Genomic DNA, 14,967 nt, shown 5'->3' on the forward strand with positions numbered 1-14,967 from the left:
TCAGTATCACTCTATTATTTTAAAATTTCTTATTAAATATTGCCATATAGATAAAAATGACGTTTATTTGCTACCTTTTTTTGACTTGAATAAGTATCCTCTATGAAGACCACTTCGCTATCCGCAAGAATAGCCAAGCAATATGGTCGTAGCACATTAGGAATGCCGCTTTGAGCAAACTTTTTCTTACTTTTGACGTGTCGCCCATTCTTTAGATTAAGTTTGGCACCAGACTCAGTTGGTCCAGCATATATTCTAGCGCCTTCTGGAATGCTAAGCTTAGCAATCAAGTTGCCATTAACATTCAATTTATCAGTAATGACAAATTCCCTACTGCCAAATTTAAACTTTTGTCCTAGTTCAACTTGCTGTTTTTGCTCAATGTCAGGCAATGGTTTTTCAATCAGATAAAAATAATCTTGATAAGACAGTAATTCAAAATTGCCAAGATTATCATTAACACGTACATGCCATGTTTTCCAAATAAATTTTTGCCAATACAGTACTTTCTGCTTTTCGGTCAGAGAAGCCAGATTTTCTTTTTTAAGCCGATAGAAAAAACCGAGATATTCACTGGGCTGCTCTATTTGCTCAAAGTCACCAGTAATTAGCGATGTCATTAAGTTCATTTGCTCGCTAAAACGCCAAGCGCTGCGCTTTATTTCTGGGTTTTCAGCCTTCAAGAGAGGCACAATTTTATGTCTTATCCGATTACGTAAAGCGTCATCCTCATTATTGGTTTGATCAATCACAAATGGAATTTGACGTTTCTCTACATAAGTTAATAACTCTGCCTTTTCAACTGTTAGCAGTGGTCGTAACAAAATCTGGTCATTCATTTTGCTAACTGGCTGCAAACTATTCATTTCACTTGGATTACCAGAACGGATAAATTTGAGCAAAATATTTTCCAGCAAATCATCACTGTGATGTGCCGTTAACAAATAGTCGCCAGCCTTATTCTTCATTACTTCAGTCAAAAACTGATAGCGAACTTGGCGCGCAGCTGCTTCAATTCCTTTTTGCGGTTGCAACTGTTTCGACCATTTTCCAGTAACAACTTCAATTTGCTTTGTCTGACAATAATTACCGATTGCTGTATCCTCGCAATTGGAATCAACACGCAATTGGTGATTAAAATGAGCCGCAATTAACTTAAAATGATATTGCGCCTTAGCTTCATTAGCCATGTCAAGGAGTGCCATTGAATCCGGTCCACCACTTGTCGCTACAACAAGTGTTTTACCCTCTAACGGCAAACTATTTGCTTTAAAGAAGTCATCAATCAGCATAATTGTTCAATTCTTGCTGCAGTTTTTTGATTTCTTGCTCAGAATCAGTGATTGTTTTGGTTAAAACAGTTAAAAACTGCTCTTTTTTTACATCAGAAAATTCATTAGTATGGTCAATTAAATTCGGATCATTTAACCGCATTCTTGAAAGACCAATTTTACCTTTAAAATTATTAATTACAACTACACGAATAGAATCACCAATCTGATAGTTAGCACGTTCGCGCACCCAGTTTTCGCCAAAATCACTGTGGTGAATGAGTCCCGACGTATGCTTAGGAAGGCTAACAAAAATACCCAAATCGGTGATGTTGTTAATTGTACCTGTAACACGTTGTCCTACTTGAAATTTCATCAATTATCGTCTTTGCCCTCAGGTAAATTATAAATTGTCTCATTTGGTTTAGAATATAAAAACTTAAAGCGGACAAGTTTGGCCACGTAATCAGGATCTTTTAAGTCGTCGCGCTTAGCGGTCAAAGCACGTTTTTGCTTATCAATTTGGCTGAGCGATTTTTTCTGCGTTTGTACTTGTTCATTGATGCGCTGTGTTTGTACACGCGTAACCGTAAGCTGAATACCTAAAAGTGCAAACAAGACTAAAAAGACGGCAATAATACGATTGCGTCGAATTCGGTGTACTTCTTTTTCCCGTTTTTCTTGCTTACGCTTTAGGCGCGCAATTCGCTCTTCTGGACTAAGCGAATTATAGATACGTGGTCCTTTCATAATTTTTGTCCTCTGTAATTCTAAAATACTATTTAATTATAACAAGACCATTCATAAAAGTCATTAAATAACAAAGTTATCATTCAATTAATTCATAAAGTTCACTTGCCTCTGCTTTTTTGGTTGTCTCGCGGATGTCACAGACTTTGGCCTTAACCTCTCTTGAGCCATAACCTACTTCAATAACGTCACCGATTTTTACGTCATAACTTGACTTAACAACTTTGTCATTTACTTTAATTCGACCTTGATCTGCCATCTCCTTGGCCACGGGTCTTCTTTTAACTAATCTTGAAATTTTCAAAAATTTATCAATACGCATTTTTTACCTCGTTATCTTTGAATAATGTCACTTGCTGCTGTCATAAATGTCGTTAATTCATTAAAAAGTCGCCGATGATGGATATCCGCTGGTAAGTCTAATAAAACGACAAGGCGTTGTTGCGGTGACAAACTAATTTTAGCCTTGAACGAAACGTGCTCGAGTGCCTTAAAAATGTTAGGCCCCTTCAGTTCTTTACTTGCACTATTATTAAATTCAACTTTCACCTGCTGCTTAATTTGGGTAATGTTAAGCACTTGCGCCAAATCAGCTTCAGCTTTTAGTTTTGAAATTGCCAATAGATTTTCAACAGGTTCGGGATAATCACCAAAGCGGTCAATTAATTCATCTTGAATTTGCTCAATGTCATCAGCATTAGCCGCTTTGATCTTCTTATAAAACTCAATCTTTTCTTCTTGATCCGCAATATAGCTTTCAGGAATATAGGCTTCCAGTCCAAGGTCAATCTCAGCGTTACTCTTATCGACCTTTTTCTTGCCTTTACGGCTTTTAATTGCATCAGAAAGCATTTGTGAATAAAGGTCGTACCCAACACTATCGATGAAGCCGTGCTGCTGGGCGCCAAGCATATTGCCAGCCCCTCTAATCGATAAATCGCGCATAGCAATCTTAAAGCCTGATCCAAGTTCGGTGAAATCGCGGATTGCTTCCAATCGTTTTTCACCAATTTCTGTTAAGACCTTGTTTGGCTGGTATAGGAAGTAAGCATAGGCAAGCCGTGCACTTCGACCAATTCTACCGCGGAGCTGGTAAAGTTGGCTCAGGCCATAGTGATCTGCATTTTCAATAATCATTGTATTGACATTTGGCATGTCAATTCCCGTTTCAATAATTGTTGTTGTAACCAGAATATCAAACTCACGGTTTAGAAAGCGATAGAGAATATCCTCCATCATATTCTTGCTCATTCGTCCGTGGACACTAATAATTCGTGCCGTTGGTATCAAGTCCTCCAGCTCACTTACAACATCATCAATGTCGTCAATTCGATTATGCAAATAAAAGACTTGCCCACCACGTTGCATTTCACGCAAACAGGCATCTTTAACTACACTTGGAATTTGTTCCATTACATATGTTTGAATTGGATAACGATTGGATGGCGGAGTTTCCATAACAGATAAGTCACGCACACCAACCATTGACATATGCAAGGTTCGGGGAATTGGTGTGGCCGTTAAAGTTAAGACATCAATGTTAGCCTTCAATTCCTTAAGGCGCTCTTTATGCTTAACACCAAAGCGCTGCTCTTCGTCAACAATTAACAAGCCCAAGTCTTTAAACTGGACGTCTTTGGATAGCAATCGGTGCGTACCAACTACTAAATCAATTTTACCGCTTTTCAATCCTTCTGTGATTTTCTTTGATTCTGCTGCAGTCTGGAAGCGTGACAAAACCGCATAGTTAACCGGAAAGTTTTTGAAACGGTCTTGGATTGTTTCAAAGTGCTGTTGCGCCAAAATGGTAGTTGGTACTAAAAACGCTACCTGTTTATTGTCCTGTACTGCTTTAAATGCTGCTCTTAGAGCCACCTCAGTTTTACCGAAACCAACGTCACCCACAAGTAGCCGATCCATTGGTTTGGGTTGTTCCATATCATGCTTAATTTCTTTAATTGAACGCAACTGGTCTGCCGTTTCAACGTAAGGAAACGAATCTTCAAACTCTCGTTGCAATTCATCATCCTTTGAAAAGGCAAAACCTTTTTCTGATTCACGCTTAGCGTAAAGGTCAATCAAGTCATCAGCAATATCCTCAACTTTAGCCGCAACCTTGCGCTTAGTTTTAGCCCATTCACTGCCACCCAGCTTATTAACATGAGGCGTCTTATCTTCCGAAGCCACATATTTTTGCACTAATTTCAATTGATCAGCCGGCACAAATAATTGATCACCATGCTGATAGGTAATCGTAATGTAGTCGCGTTTAACACCGTTGTTTTCTAGTGTTTTGATTCCTTCGAACCGGCCAATACCGTGGTTAACGTGAACTACATAATCACCTGGTTTGAGTTCATTATAATTACGCAAACGTTGTGCATTTTCCAAAGTCTTGACACGTCGACGGTGATGGCTCGTTTTATTAAACAGCTCATGCTCTGTCAGATAAACTAGGTTGTTTTTCGGTAATGTAAAGCCGCTGGCAAAAGAATCAACAATGATTTGTGTCTGTCCTTCAACAAGATCATCTTTAGCAACAATTGGAATCGACATGCCAAATTCAATCATTGTTTGGCTGATTTGGCGTGCTCGCTTTTGATTGTCAGCCTGCAAAATAACTGTTTGCTTATTTTTTTGATACGATTCAATTTCTGTTTTTATCAAAGGCATCTGACTGAAAAATTGTTGCGGCTCCCGTGTTTGCCAGTCAAATAACTGATCAAGCCGAATCCGCCCAATTGAACGTTGGAATAATGAAAAATAAAGGTGATGATGATCATCTTTAGTCCAAGCGCGATTAAAATCAGCTCTCAGTTCTTGACCAGGTAAAATTGCACCTGTTTTCAGTTCATCATCAATAAAACCAGCATTTTGCTGATCAACTGTTTTAACAGCTTGATCAATTAGCGGCCAGTCATCGAGCATGATTAAGCCGTCTGCACTTAAATATTTGAGTAAGTTACTTGGTTTCTCGAGTAAAAAATCAACCAAAAAAGCATAATTTGAGGGCAAAGTAGCACTATTTAGCTCATCCAGAGTTTGGGTAAAGTGATCCTTCACTGCTTCTTCTGGAGCAGGCGCATCCCCCATTGCCTTAGTTATTTTAGTCACAGCCCGTTGAAAGTCTGCTTCCGTAAAAACACGGTCTTGTGCAGGACCAATTGTAACCTTGTCGATTACATCTTTACTACGCTGGCTGGACAAATCAAATTCTTTTATTGTGTCAATTTCATCACCAAAAAATTCGATTCTGACAGGATTTTCGCGATCAAGTGGGTAGATATCCAAAATATCCCCACGCAAAGCAAACTCTCCTACTCGTGCAACCAAATTTTCACGACGATAGCCTGCTGCCACCAACCAGCTTGTCAATTCGGCAAGGTCAAATTCTTTTCCTGTTTCAAAATCACGCTTTGTAGCGCTATATTGCTCTGGTCTAGATAATTTATACTGTAACCCTTGCGGTGTGGTTACAACAATTCCCATTTGGCCGGTCAATAAAAAATTAAGCGCCTGAATTCGGCTACTTAATTCATCTGGCGAACTAACAGCAGTTTGGGTTGCAATTGTAGCATCAACTGGAAAGATTTGAACACTTCCATCAGGCATAATTGCATTTAATTCACTATACCGCTTCTGTGCCTTATTTTCGTTTTCTTCTATTAATAATAGTGGACGGTTAAGCGAAGTCACAATCTGACATAAGAGCAGACCAAAAGCACCGGCATTAGCGCCAGTGATTAGTGAATTTTTTACTTTAGCTGTCTTATTAATGAAATCTGTTAGTTCTTTATCTTCTTTAATTAACTCTGTTAAGCGCATTTTAATTATATTTATTCATCAAAAATTGACTGCCCTTGCCAGCAATAAAATCGTCGATTATTTCGCAGCTAGTATCGAATGCAGCATCCATTAATTTCTGTTGCTGGCTGTCAAATTGCGATAAAACCCATGAAATAACGCTAGATTCTGTCACGTTGTCGGGATGTCTAATACCTATTTTTAACCGGTTAAAATTACTTGAACCCAAGTCACGGATAATACTCTTAATACCATTATGCCCGCCTGACTTACCATTTGCACGAATGCGGATTTTACTTAACGGCATATCCATATCATCATGAATGACTAAAATATCTTGTGGATCAATCTTAAAGAAGTGCGCAAATTGCGCAATAGAGCGCCCAGAATCATTCATATATGTTTGTGGCTCAAGCAAAATTACGTCTTCACCTTTAATTTTTTGTTTAGTATATTTACCCTCAAACTTTTCCCGTTCAAGAACCAAAGAATTTTTAGCTAAATACTGATCAAGTGCCATAAAGCCTGTATTGTGCTTAGTTCCGTCATACTTTTTGCCTGGATTTCCCAGACCCGCAATTAGTTTCATCATATTTCCCCTTAATTAAATAATCGTATTTAATGATAGCACATTCAACCCTACTCAGTTTCTCTCAGACTATTACACTTTAGTTTCAGTGAACAAAATTACTTTTTTATTTAGCTCACACGTGCTAAACTCTATTTATTCGAAAAAACTATTTTAATTTTTATTTAATCAAAAATCATATGGTATAATTGATTAGATTATTTTTAAAAACGGAGGCAGTTTCATGCTCATCAAATCTTTAGTTAGAAAAAAAGATTATCTTACAACAGTTAACGAACACGCAACGCTTGAAGAAGCACTAAAGACTTTAGAGGAGTCTGGTTTTCGGTGTGTACCGATTTTAGATGATACCGGTACAATCTTCCGCGGTAATATTTACCGCATGCATATTTATCGTCACAAGTCTGAAGGTAAGGACATGAACCTGCCAGTTACCTACTTACTGAAAAATGCTACAAAAACTATTAAAGTTAACTCACCATTTTTCAAAGTTTTCTTCACGATTAAGGATTTGCCTTACATCAGTGTATTAGACGAGGACAACAAATTCTATGGTATCTTGACACACTCTCGTCTGCTCGACATGTTGTCAGCTGCCTGGAATGTTAAAACTGGTTCTTATGTATTAACTGTTTTAACCGATAATTCTCGTGGTAATTTAGTTAAAATGTCAAAAGTGATTAGTAAATATTCAGAAATTGCTGGTGTTATGAGCTTGGATTCATCACCAAACACAATTAATGATAACTTTGTTAGACGAATTCTCTTCACCCTACCCGCTGGTGTAACAGATGACACAATGAAGACCATTGTTGCCAAACTTGAAGCCAAAGGATATGTAGTTGCAGAAATTGAAGACTTACAAGCCGGAATGACCATCATGAGTGATGAAAATCCTGGTGTCTTCTTAAGCGAACCAACTGAAGATTAATTTTTAACCAAGATAAAAAGCACTGCTACTTAATTGCAGTGCTTTTTTGATGTTGTAATGTTTATTTACTCTTCTACTTTCATAACTACTTGATGAGAATCAATCTGTTTTAATCCCGATATCTTTTCCACATTTTTGAATTTTTGATAATTAGTTACTACTACAGGAGTAATAAGTTGGTATCCTTGCTTTTTGATTGAGTCCTGATCGAATTCTAAAACAGGCTCGCCTTGCTTAACATTGTCACCTTTATTCTTTAATAGTTTAAAACCTTTACCATCAAGTTCAACCGTATCAATTCCAATATGAACTAAAACTTCAACTCCACTTTTTGACGTAAAGGCAAGAGCATGCTTAGTTCGGAAAACCATTGTTATTTGTCCGTCAAATGGAGCAGAAACCGTACCCTTACTTGGAATAATAGCAACACCTTTACCGATAATTTCGTCTGAAAAGGTACTATCTTGGACTTGCTTAATGCTTTGTAATTCGCCTTCTACAGGACTATAAATTAGCTCTTCTTCCTGTAGCGCATTAGTTTCATCAGCTGCAACCTCGGTAACTTTTGAATCATTATTGACTTCGTCACCGGTAGTCGTTTCGGGATTCAAACCATCTATTTTCAAAATAAAGGTTAGACCAAAGGATAAAATAAAGGTAACTATAAGCGCAACCACAATTGCGATTAATCCTTGCAGACTACCATTTGGAGCAATATAAGTTGGTAAAATCAAAATGTTTGGCGCACTAAAAGAATATGTTCTTACTCCCATTAAAACTGCTATTAAGCCGCCAACTCCCCCTGCTGCCATTGCAGCATAAAGTGGTTTTTTCAGCTTCAGAGTAACACCAAATAGTCCTGGTTCAGTAACCCCTAAAATAGCTGATACACAAGTTGAAAAGGCAATAGACTTATCTTCAGATTTCTTAAACTTAAAGCCAAGGGCAAATAGTGCTCCAGCTTGCGCGATGTTACTAATTAATGCAAATGGTAACCAAAAGTTGTCATATCCTGTGCGTGCTAAGTTCTGAATTGCAATTGGCATAATCGCATAGTGCATACCAGTCATTATAATCAGCGGATTTAGTCCAGCTAGAACAAAACCAGCCAGCGGTCCTGCATATGTGAAAAGCCAGTCTAAAATTGTTGATAATAGTTCTCCTAAATAATTCCCTAGTGGTGCAAGAGCAAAAAGGCCAATTGGAATCGTAATAATCATTGTGATTACAGGAGTTAGAATAAATCGTAGAACTTTAGGCATATACCGATCAACATATTTATATACAAAGCTCATCAGCCAAACAACTAAAATGATTGGCACTACTGAAGAGCTATAGCCTAAATATGGAATCTTTAATCCTAAGAAATTAATTGGTGGAAGGTGCTTAGCAGCTCCATTGATTAACGTTGGATAGAGTAAAACCCCTGCAGCAGATAATCCAATAAATTCATTCAAATGGAATCTTCGTGACGCTGACACCGCAACTAAAAATGGTAAAAAGTAAAATGCAGCATCAGAAATCATATAAAACACTACATAGACACCACTATTAGGAGAAACAATTTTGGTTAAGGTTAAAATTGATAAAATACATTTCATCATACCTGCACCAATTATTGCAGGCAAAATAGGCGAAAAAATACCTGAAATTGCATCAATAATTTGATTAAAAATGTTCTCTTTCTTCTTTTTTTCTTGGTGAACACTTTTTGAATCAGTGGCCGGACTCTTTTTACCTATTCGTTGCTCAAGGATTTTTTCTACTTCCTCCACATCGTTACCAATAATAATTTGATACTGGTCGTTACGTTCTTGAGTACCAAGAACACCGTTTAACTTTTTGATTTTTTCATCCTGAACTAAACTATCGTCATTAAGTTTAAAACGTAAGCGTGTAGTACAGTTCCATACTTGATCAATATTTTCTAATCCACCAATCAAGTCAATGATTTGATTGGCTAGTAGTTCATAATCCATGTTTTTCTCCCTATAACTGACTTCCATTAGTTGCAATCACATTTTTATACCATGAAAATGACTTTTTCAGGTATCGTTTTCCGGTACCTTGTCCCCAATTGTCGTAATCAACATAAACAAAGCCATAGCGTTTTTCCATTTCTTGTGAAGATGAACTTACTAAATCTATTGGTCCCCAAGCACAGTATGCAAAAACGTCAATGCCATCAGCAATACACTCACTAAGTTGTTGTAAATGCTCACGCAAATACTCAATTCGGTAATCATCGTTGACCGTATCATTTTCCAATTTGTCATACATTCCTAAACCATTTTCAGCAATCATAATTGGCTTTTGATAGCGATCCCAGTACTGCGATATACAGTTGTATAAGCCTTTTGGATCAATAGCCCAACCCCATGGATTATCTTTTAGATATGGGTTTGAACTGGTAGCAAGATAGTCTGTGCTCTTTTTCACGTCAACCATTTGTGAGAAGTAATATGAAATAGCTAAAAAGTCCATTGTATTTTCATGCAATACTTCTTTATCTTCTGCAGTAATTTTTAAATCATAATTATGTTCTTTGAAGTAACGCAAGATGTAACCAGGATATTCTCCACGAAACTGAACATCTGTCATGTAATAACTCATTTGATTGTGATGCATTGCCAGTATGACATTATCAGGATTGCTATCTTCAGGATATGCCGTTAAGTCAGCAAGCATCGTTCCGATCTGTATATTTGGATCCAATTCTCGCGCCTTTTTTACAATTTTTGCGCTTGCAACCATTTGGTTATGAATAGCTTGAAACTTGGCTTCTTCAAAATTATCAACCTGATCAATGCATATCCCTGTGGAATTGAAAGGCTCAATATGAAACAAATTAATCTGATTAATTACAATCCAATAACGAACCTTTTGTCCAAAATGTTCAAGTAGTGTTTCTCCATATCGAGTAAACAGGTCAATAACTTTACGGTTATTAAAGCCACCGTACTTCAAAGTAATGTTAATTGGGATTTCATAATGAAGCATTGTGACAATTGGCTCCATGCCGTCAGCAATAACTTCGTCAATTAGCTGATCATAAAAATCTAGTCCTGCTTGGTTAGGCTCAGCATCATCGCCATTAGGAAAAATTCTTCCCCAGTTAATTGAAAAGCGAAATGTCTTAAACCCCATTTCTTTAAGGTACTTAAGATCATCTTTATAAGTATGATAAAAATCAATTCCATGACGTTTAGGATAATATCCTTCTTGATCGTTGATGGCGTTGAGCACTTGTTCTTTAGTCATCGTTGATGTATGTAAATTAGAATTGTCTGCTTCAGGATTATAAACAAACATATCTGAAGTAGTTAATCCTTTTCCACCTTCAAAGCATGCTCCTTCAATTTGATCAGCTGCAATTGCTCCACCCCATAAAAATCCATCAGGGAATTTAGTATTATTCTTCATTTTTCTACGATCCTTTCAAAATAAAAAGGCGATACCTACCCACTTTTGCAACTTCAAAAGTAAGTATAGGTATCGCCTGATTTAACAGTAACAATCCTTTAAAAACTATTTTTTTATAACTCGATTAATATGTAGCATTAAGTATAAGCGCTCATCATCGTTAATCTTAATTTGATGTTTATCCTGCATGTATTGATCTATTTTTTCTACGCACTCATAAATATCTGGCCACGATTGCGCAAGCTGATCTACCATTTTTATTTGTGCCTCAGGAAAACCTTCATTATCAACTACTCGATGAGCAAAAAATTTTAGATGAACTAAGAATCGCTCATAAGATGTCGATTTTTTATCAAGTTTAATGCCAAAGTGATGCTCAACAATAGATAGAATGTCTCTGACAATTTTGGGAATTGACATTGTCTGACTCATCTTTTCCTTCTTTTGTTGTGTATTCACAAAATGTAGTGCAATAAAACCTGCTTCATCTTCCGGTAACTCAACATCAGTATACTTAAAGATTATTTTAAGTGCCTGCTTAGCTACTGCAAACTCCTTAGGATAAAGCTCTTTTATTTCCCATAAAAGTGGATTGGTAAGATTAGTACCGCTACGGCTGCGCTCAATTGCATTTTCAATATGGTCACTAAGGCTAAGATATAAGTATTTATTTAACTTTATTCCTAGTATCTGCTCCCCATAGTTGACTATTTCCTCTACCATATTCAATTCCCATTCGGGAATCTTACTAACAAAATCAGCAAATGATTCAGTATTATTTCCGGATTCAATATGGAAAACTTTTTCTACCTTACTGGTATCAACTTTATCACCTGGATGTGCATTAAAAGCAAGTCCGTTACCTATTAAAACTACTTCTTTGCCATCATTATCATCAGTCATGAGTACATTATTATTAAACTTCTTTTTGATAATCAATGCATTGACTCTCCCCCTAAAACTAAAAAAGGCAATACCACAAAAATCATTGTGGTATCGCCTGATTTAACAGTAACAATCCAGTTTTTATTCTGAAACCGTTTACTAGATGATAACATTAAACAAAAAACAATGTCAATGCTCTTTTTCCACTATAGTCTATTTTTCATAATAAATCCGAGGTAAACGGTCATCAAGTAAACAAGCGACCTCATAATGGATTGTGTCCACGTAATCAGCCGCAGCCTTAATGTCATTAGGCGCTTGCGGATCATTTGAAATTAAAATTACTTTTGTTCCTACTGGCATTTCATGCGGCAAACGTACCATCAGCTGATCCATACAAATCCGGCCAACAATTGGACAGTACTCATCTCCCACTTTTACCGTAAAGCCCTGAAACTTTCTAATAAAACCGTCGGCATAACCGACAGGAACAGTACCAATAATTTGGTCACTATCGGTAACATAAGTTGAGCCATAGCTGATGCCCTGGTTTTTATGAACCGTATGTACCTGAACTAATTCACTTTCAAAAGATAAGGCTGGCTCTAGCTTAAGACGCACAGGCAAATCTTGACTTGCGGGATTAGACGATGGATTCAGGCCATAGGTTCCTATTCCAAAACGAACAATATCACTTTCAACTTGTTGGTGAAACTGACTTGCAGCTGTATTATCTGCGTGAATCCACTTAGGTTTAAGCTTAAGTAGGCCTTTAAAATGATTAAAGCACTCAACTTGCTTTTTGAAATATGAATCATCGCTACTATCTGCTGAGGCAAAATGGGTATACATTCCCTCGACATTAAAGTGATGATTGTCCAAAAGAAAATCGTTGGCTGCAAGAAAATCCTGATCTTCGCTAAAGCCAATGCGTCCCATACCTGTATCAACTGCAAGATGAATTTTCAGCTCACCATCTTCATCTGTAAGTTCTTTATTGGCCTCTTTTAGCCAAGCTAAATCCGGAACAGTCAAAGAGATATCATGGGAAACGGCCAGTGAAACGTATTGCGTAGGTGTGACACCCAGAACTAAAATTGGAGCTTTAATGCCCGCCTGACGCAATTCCAATGCTTCATCTAAGATTGCCACACAAAAGCCGTCAACGCCAACTTCAGTCGCGGCTTGAGCCACTCTAACTGCACCATGACCATATGCGTTAGCTTTGATTACTGCAAATAGTTTTTGTCCCGGTTTGAGTTGCTGTTGTTCTTCTTTTAAATTGTGCTTAATCGCTGCTAGATTGACATAAACAGCGGCTGGGCGATGTATTCCAGGTACCATTTTTATTTCTCCAATACAACTAAAGTAACTATTTCATGATTATCATGAGTAATACTTGACCAAATTTTGCCTTCAAACTTAGTTGAAGTTGTTATCGGATGACCATTTTCATCCCAAAGTGTTTCGACATCTTGTAAGCCAAGGTCTTTTCCTAAACCAGTTCCCATTGCCTTGGAAAATGATTCCTTAATTGAAAAGCGACCACCTAAGTATTCAACCTTACGCTTACCAGACATTTTTTGATACTGGGCAAATTCATTTGGTGTTAATGCCTTTTTGGCAAAGCCATCACCTTTGGCAACTATTTTTGCTACACGTTCTACTTCTACTGCATCAATACCAACACCATAAATCAATTTGCTCACCTCTTAAGCCAAAATTATAATACAAAAAAAGAGTTGCACTTAACCACAACCCTCTTTTTAGCAAAAACGTTAATCTTTTTTGTTTTTAATTACGAAATCATGACCACTACCTGAGCGGTTTGAACGGCCACCGCGGTAACTGCTATGACCACCGTGATTACGATCGCCACCGCGATAATTACCGTGACCGCCACGGCTATTACCACCGCGACCGCCGCCACGACCATAATGTCCACGGCCTCTGCCGCCACCATTGCGGCGACCACCACCGTTACCACCTTTATATGGCAATGGCTTTTCGGAACTAATAGTTACTTCAACATCAGAAGAATCTTTTGAAAGGTTCTTCAAAAATGCAGAAACTAGGTCGATGGCTGAGTAGTTTTCAAGTAACTCACTAGCGTCATCAGTGTACTTACTCAAATCTTCCTTCATCAAGTCTTCAATCTTAGTCTTAGCAATCTTTAATTGACCACGAAGCGCTTGATCATCTGAAGGTGGACGAAGTGGAGTCATCTTTTTCTTAGTTAATTGCTCAATTGTGCGCATGTAGCCAAGTTCGTTTGGAGTAACAAAAGTAATTGAACTACCATTTTGACCAGCACGACCTGTACGACCAATACGGTGAACATATGAATCTGGATCTTGAGGGATATCATAGTTGTAAACGTGAGTAACACCTGAGATATCAAGCCCACGTGCTGCAACATCGGTAGCAACTAAAATATCTAATTTTCCTGCACGGAATCGCTTCAAGACACTGATTCGACGTGCTTGTGACAAGTCACCGTGAATGCCGGCAGCATTATAGCCACGTGCTTGCAAACCGCGAGTAACTTCGTCAACTCTTCTCTTAGTTCGAACAAAGATAACCGCCAAATCTGGACTTTCAACGTCAATTAACCGACACATGATGTTGAATTTTTCTGCGTCCTTACAACGAACGTAGTACTGATCAATTAAATCAGCAGTTAATTCTTTTGTCTTAATCCGTACAATCTCTGGATCATGCATGAACTTTTCACTAATGCGCAAAATTGGTTTTGGCATTGTGGCACTGAAAAGCAAAGTTTGACTGCGATTCTTCACATAACTCAAAATGCTTTCAATATCTTGAATGAAGCCCATGTCTAGCATTTCGTCAGCTTCATCAAGTACAATTGTGTTGACACCTTCCAAGTTGATTGTCTTACGCTTTAAGTGGTCAAGCAAACGACCTGGTGTACCAACCAAAATTGCTGGTACATGGTTCTTAAGTGAGCGAATTTGGCGGCCAATGTCTGCACCACCATAAACTACTTGAACACGTGCTTTTTCATCACGACCCAAGCGGAAAAGCTCCTCCTGAGTTTGAATAGCTAATTCACGTGTTGGTTCGATAATCAACGCTTGAATAGTTTTATTGTGTTTATCTAAATTTTGTAAAATTGGCAAAGCAAATGCTGCAGTTTTACCTGTACCTGTTTGCGCTTGACCAATTACGTCTTTACCCGCTAAGGCAAGAGGAATTGTCTGTTCCTGGATTGGCGTTGCTTCTTCAAAGCCTGAACGTTTAATTGCTTTTAAAAGCTCGTCATTTAATCCTAATTCTGAAAATTTCACTAA

13 protein-coding genes are annotated in these 14,967 nt (G+C 37.7%); 1 reads left to right on the forward strand and 12 read right to left on the reverse strand.

The window, feature by feature from the left end; genetic code table 11:
* Positions 1-32 precede the first annotated feature (32 nt).
* From tilS to pth, 6 genes are all read right to left on the reverse strand, one after another.
* Positions 33-1,292, reverse strand: a complete 1,260-nt coding sequence (gene tilS / locus F5ESL0263_RS06795) for a tRNA lysidine(34) synthetase TilS (protein WP_122035814.1) — start codon at positions 1,290-1,292, stop codon at positions 33-35.
* Entirely contained in the window at positions 1,282-1,650 is a 369-nt protein-coding gene (locus F5ESL0263_RS06800) for a S1 RNA-binding domain-containing protein (protein ID WP_122035816.1), read from the reverse strand. The genes tilS and F5ESL0263_RS06800 overlap by 11 nt, the downstream gene beginning before the upstream one ends.
* Positions 1,647-2,024 (reverse strand): septum formation initiator family protein, encoded by a 378-nt coding sequence (locus tag F5ESL0263_RS06805; protein ID WP_101138680.1) that lies wholly within the window; start codon positions 2,022-2,024, stop codon positions 1,647-1,649. Before F5ESL0263_RS06805 ends, F5ESL0263_RS06800 begins: the two co-directional genes overlap by 4 nt.
* 76 nt (positions 2,025-2,100) lie before the next feature.
* The gene (locus F5ESL0263_RS06810; RefSeq protein WP_122035818.1) at positions 2,101-2,343 is read right to left on the reverse strand and encodes an RNA-binding S4 domain-containing protein; all 243 of its coding nucleotides are present in this window, start codon (positions 2,341-2,343) and stop codon (positions 2,101-2,103) included.
* Between the two features lie 11 nt (positions 2,344-2,354).
* On the reverse strand, positions 2,355-5,846 hold the full coding sequence (mfd, locus tag F5ESL0263_RS06815) for a transcription-repair coupling factor (RefSeq protein WP_122035820.1): 3,492 nt from the start codon (positions 5,844-5,846) through the stop codon (positions 2,355-2,357).
* Between the two features lies 1 nt (position 5,847).
* Positions 5,848-6,414, reverse strand: coding sequence for an aminoacyl-tRNA hydrolase (gene pth / locus F5ESL0263_RS06820; protein WP_046307637.1), 567 nt, complete (start codon positions 6,412-6,414; stop codon positions 5,848-5,850).
* 223 nt (positions 6,415-6,637) lie between these two features.
* On the opposite strand from pth, the gene cbpA reads away from it, so the two are divergent.
* The gene (gene cbpA / locus F5ESL0263_RS06825) at positions 6,638-7,345 is read left to right on the forward strand and encodes a cyclic di-AMP binding protein CbpA (protein WP_046307639.1); all 708 of its coding nucleotides are present in this window, start codon (positions 6,638-6,640) and stop codon (positions 7,343-7,345) included.
* Between the two features lie 65 nt (positions 7,346-7,410).
* On the opposite strand, the gene F5ESL0263_RS06830 is transcribed toward cbpA, so the two are convergent.
* The 6 genes from F5ESL0263_RS06830 to F5ESL0263_RS06855 form a co-directional block, all read right to left on the reverse strand.
* Positions 7,411-9,324 carry a beta-glucoside-specific PTS transporter subunit IIABC gene (locus F5ESL0263_RS06830; protein ID WP_158593025.1) on the reverse strand — a complete coding sequence of 638 codons (1,914 nt, stop codon included), beginning with the start codon at positions 9,322-9,324 and terminating at the stop codon, positions 7,411-7,413.
* A 10-nt stretch (positions 9,325-9,334) separates the two neighbouring features.
* Positions 9,335-10,768, reverse strand: coding sequence for a glycoside hydrolase family 1 protein (locus F5ESL0263_RS06835; protein WP_122035824.1), 1,434 nt, complete (start codon positions 10,766-10,768; stop codon positions 9,335-9,337).
* Between the two features lie 105 nt (positions 10,769-10,873).
* Positions 10,874-11,707, reverse strand: coding sequence for a BglG family transcription antiterminator LicT (licT, locus tag F5ESL0263_RS06840; protein ID WP_122035825.1), 834 nt, complete (start codon positions 11,705-11,707; stop codon positions 10,874-10,876).
* Positions 11,708-11,866: 159 nt separating this feature from the next.
* Entirely contained in the window at positions 11,867-12,997 is a 1,131-nt protein-coding gene (gene alr / locus F5ESL0263_RS06845; protein WP_122035827.1) for an alanine racemase, read from the reverse strand.
* A gap of 2 nt (positions 12,998-12,999) precedes the next feature.
* Positions 13,000-13,353 (reverse strand): holo-ACP synthase, encoded by a 354-nt coding sequence (acpS, locus tag F5ESL0263_RS06850; protein ID WP_122035829.1) that lies wholly within the window; start codon positions 13,351-13,353, stop codon positions 13,000-13,002.
* 78 nt (positions 13,354-13,431) lie between these two features.
* A complete protein-coding gene (locus tag F5ESL0263_RS06855; protein WP_046307644.1) occupies positions 13,432-14,964 on the reverse strand; it encodes a DEAD/DEAH box helicase in 1,533 nt (510 codons plus the stop codon).
* Positions 14,965-14,967 lie beyond the last annotated feature (3 nt).

The organism is Lactobacillus sp. ESL0263, from assembly GCF_003692845.1.
GTDB classification, from domain to species: domain Bacteria; phylum Bacillota; class Bacilli; order Lactobacillales; family Lactobacillaceae; genus Lactobacillus; species Lactobacillus apis.

Coding starts and splice junctions, on each gene's coding strand:
- tilS (WP_122035814.1), bottom strand. CDS start 1,292: ATGCTGATTGATGACTTCTTTAAAGCAAATAGTTTGCCGTTAGAGGGT.
- F5ESL0263_RS06810 (WP_122035818.1), bottom strand. CDS start 2,343: ATGCGTATTGATAAATTTTTGAAAATTTCAAGATTAGTTAAAAGAAGA.
- mfd (WP_122035820.1), bottom strand. CDS start 5,846: ATGCGCTTAACAGAGTTAATTAAAGAAGATAAAGAACTAACAGATTTC.
- pth (WP_046307637.1), bottom strand. CDS start 6,414: ATGAAACTAATTGCGGGTCTGGGAAATCCAGGCAAAAAGTATGACGGA.
- cbpA (WP_046307639.1), top strand. CDS start 6,638: ATGCTCATCAAATCTTTAGTTAGAAAAAAAGATTATCTTACAACAGTT.
- F5ESL0263_RS06830 (WP_158593025.1), bottom strand. CDS start 9,324: ATGGATTATGAACTACTAGCCAATCAAATCATTGACTTGATTGGTGGA.
- F5ESL0263_RS06835 (WP_122035824.1), bottom strand. CDS start 10,768: ATGAAGAATAATACTAAATTCCCTGATGGATTTTTATGGGGTGGAGCA.
- alr (WP_122035827.1), bottom strand. CDS start 12,997: ATGGTACCTGGAATACATCGCCCAGCCGCTGTTTATGTCAATCTAGCA.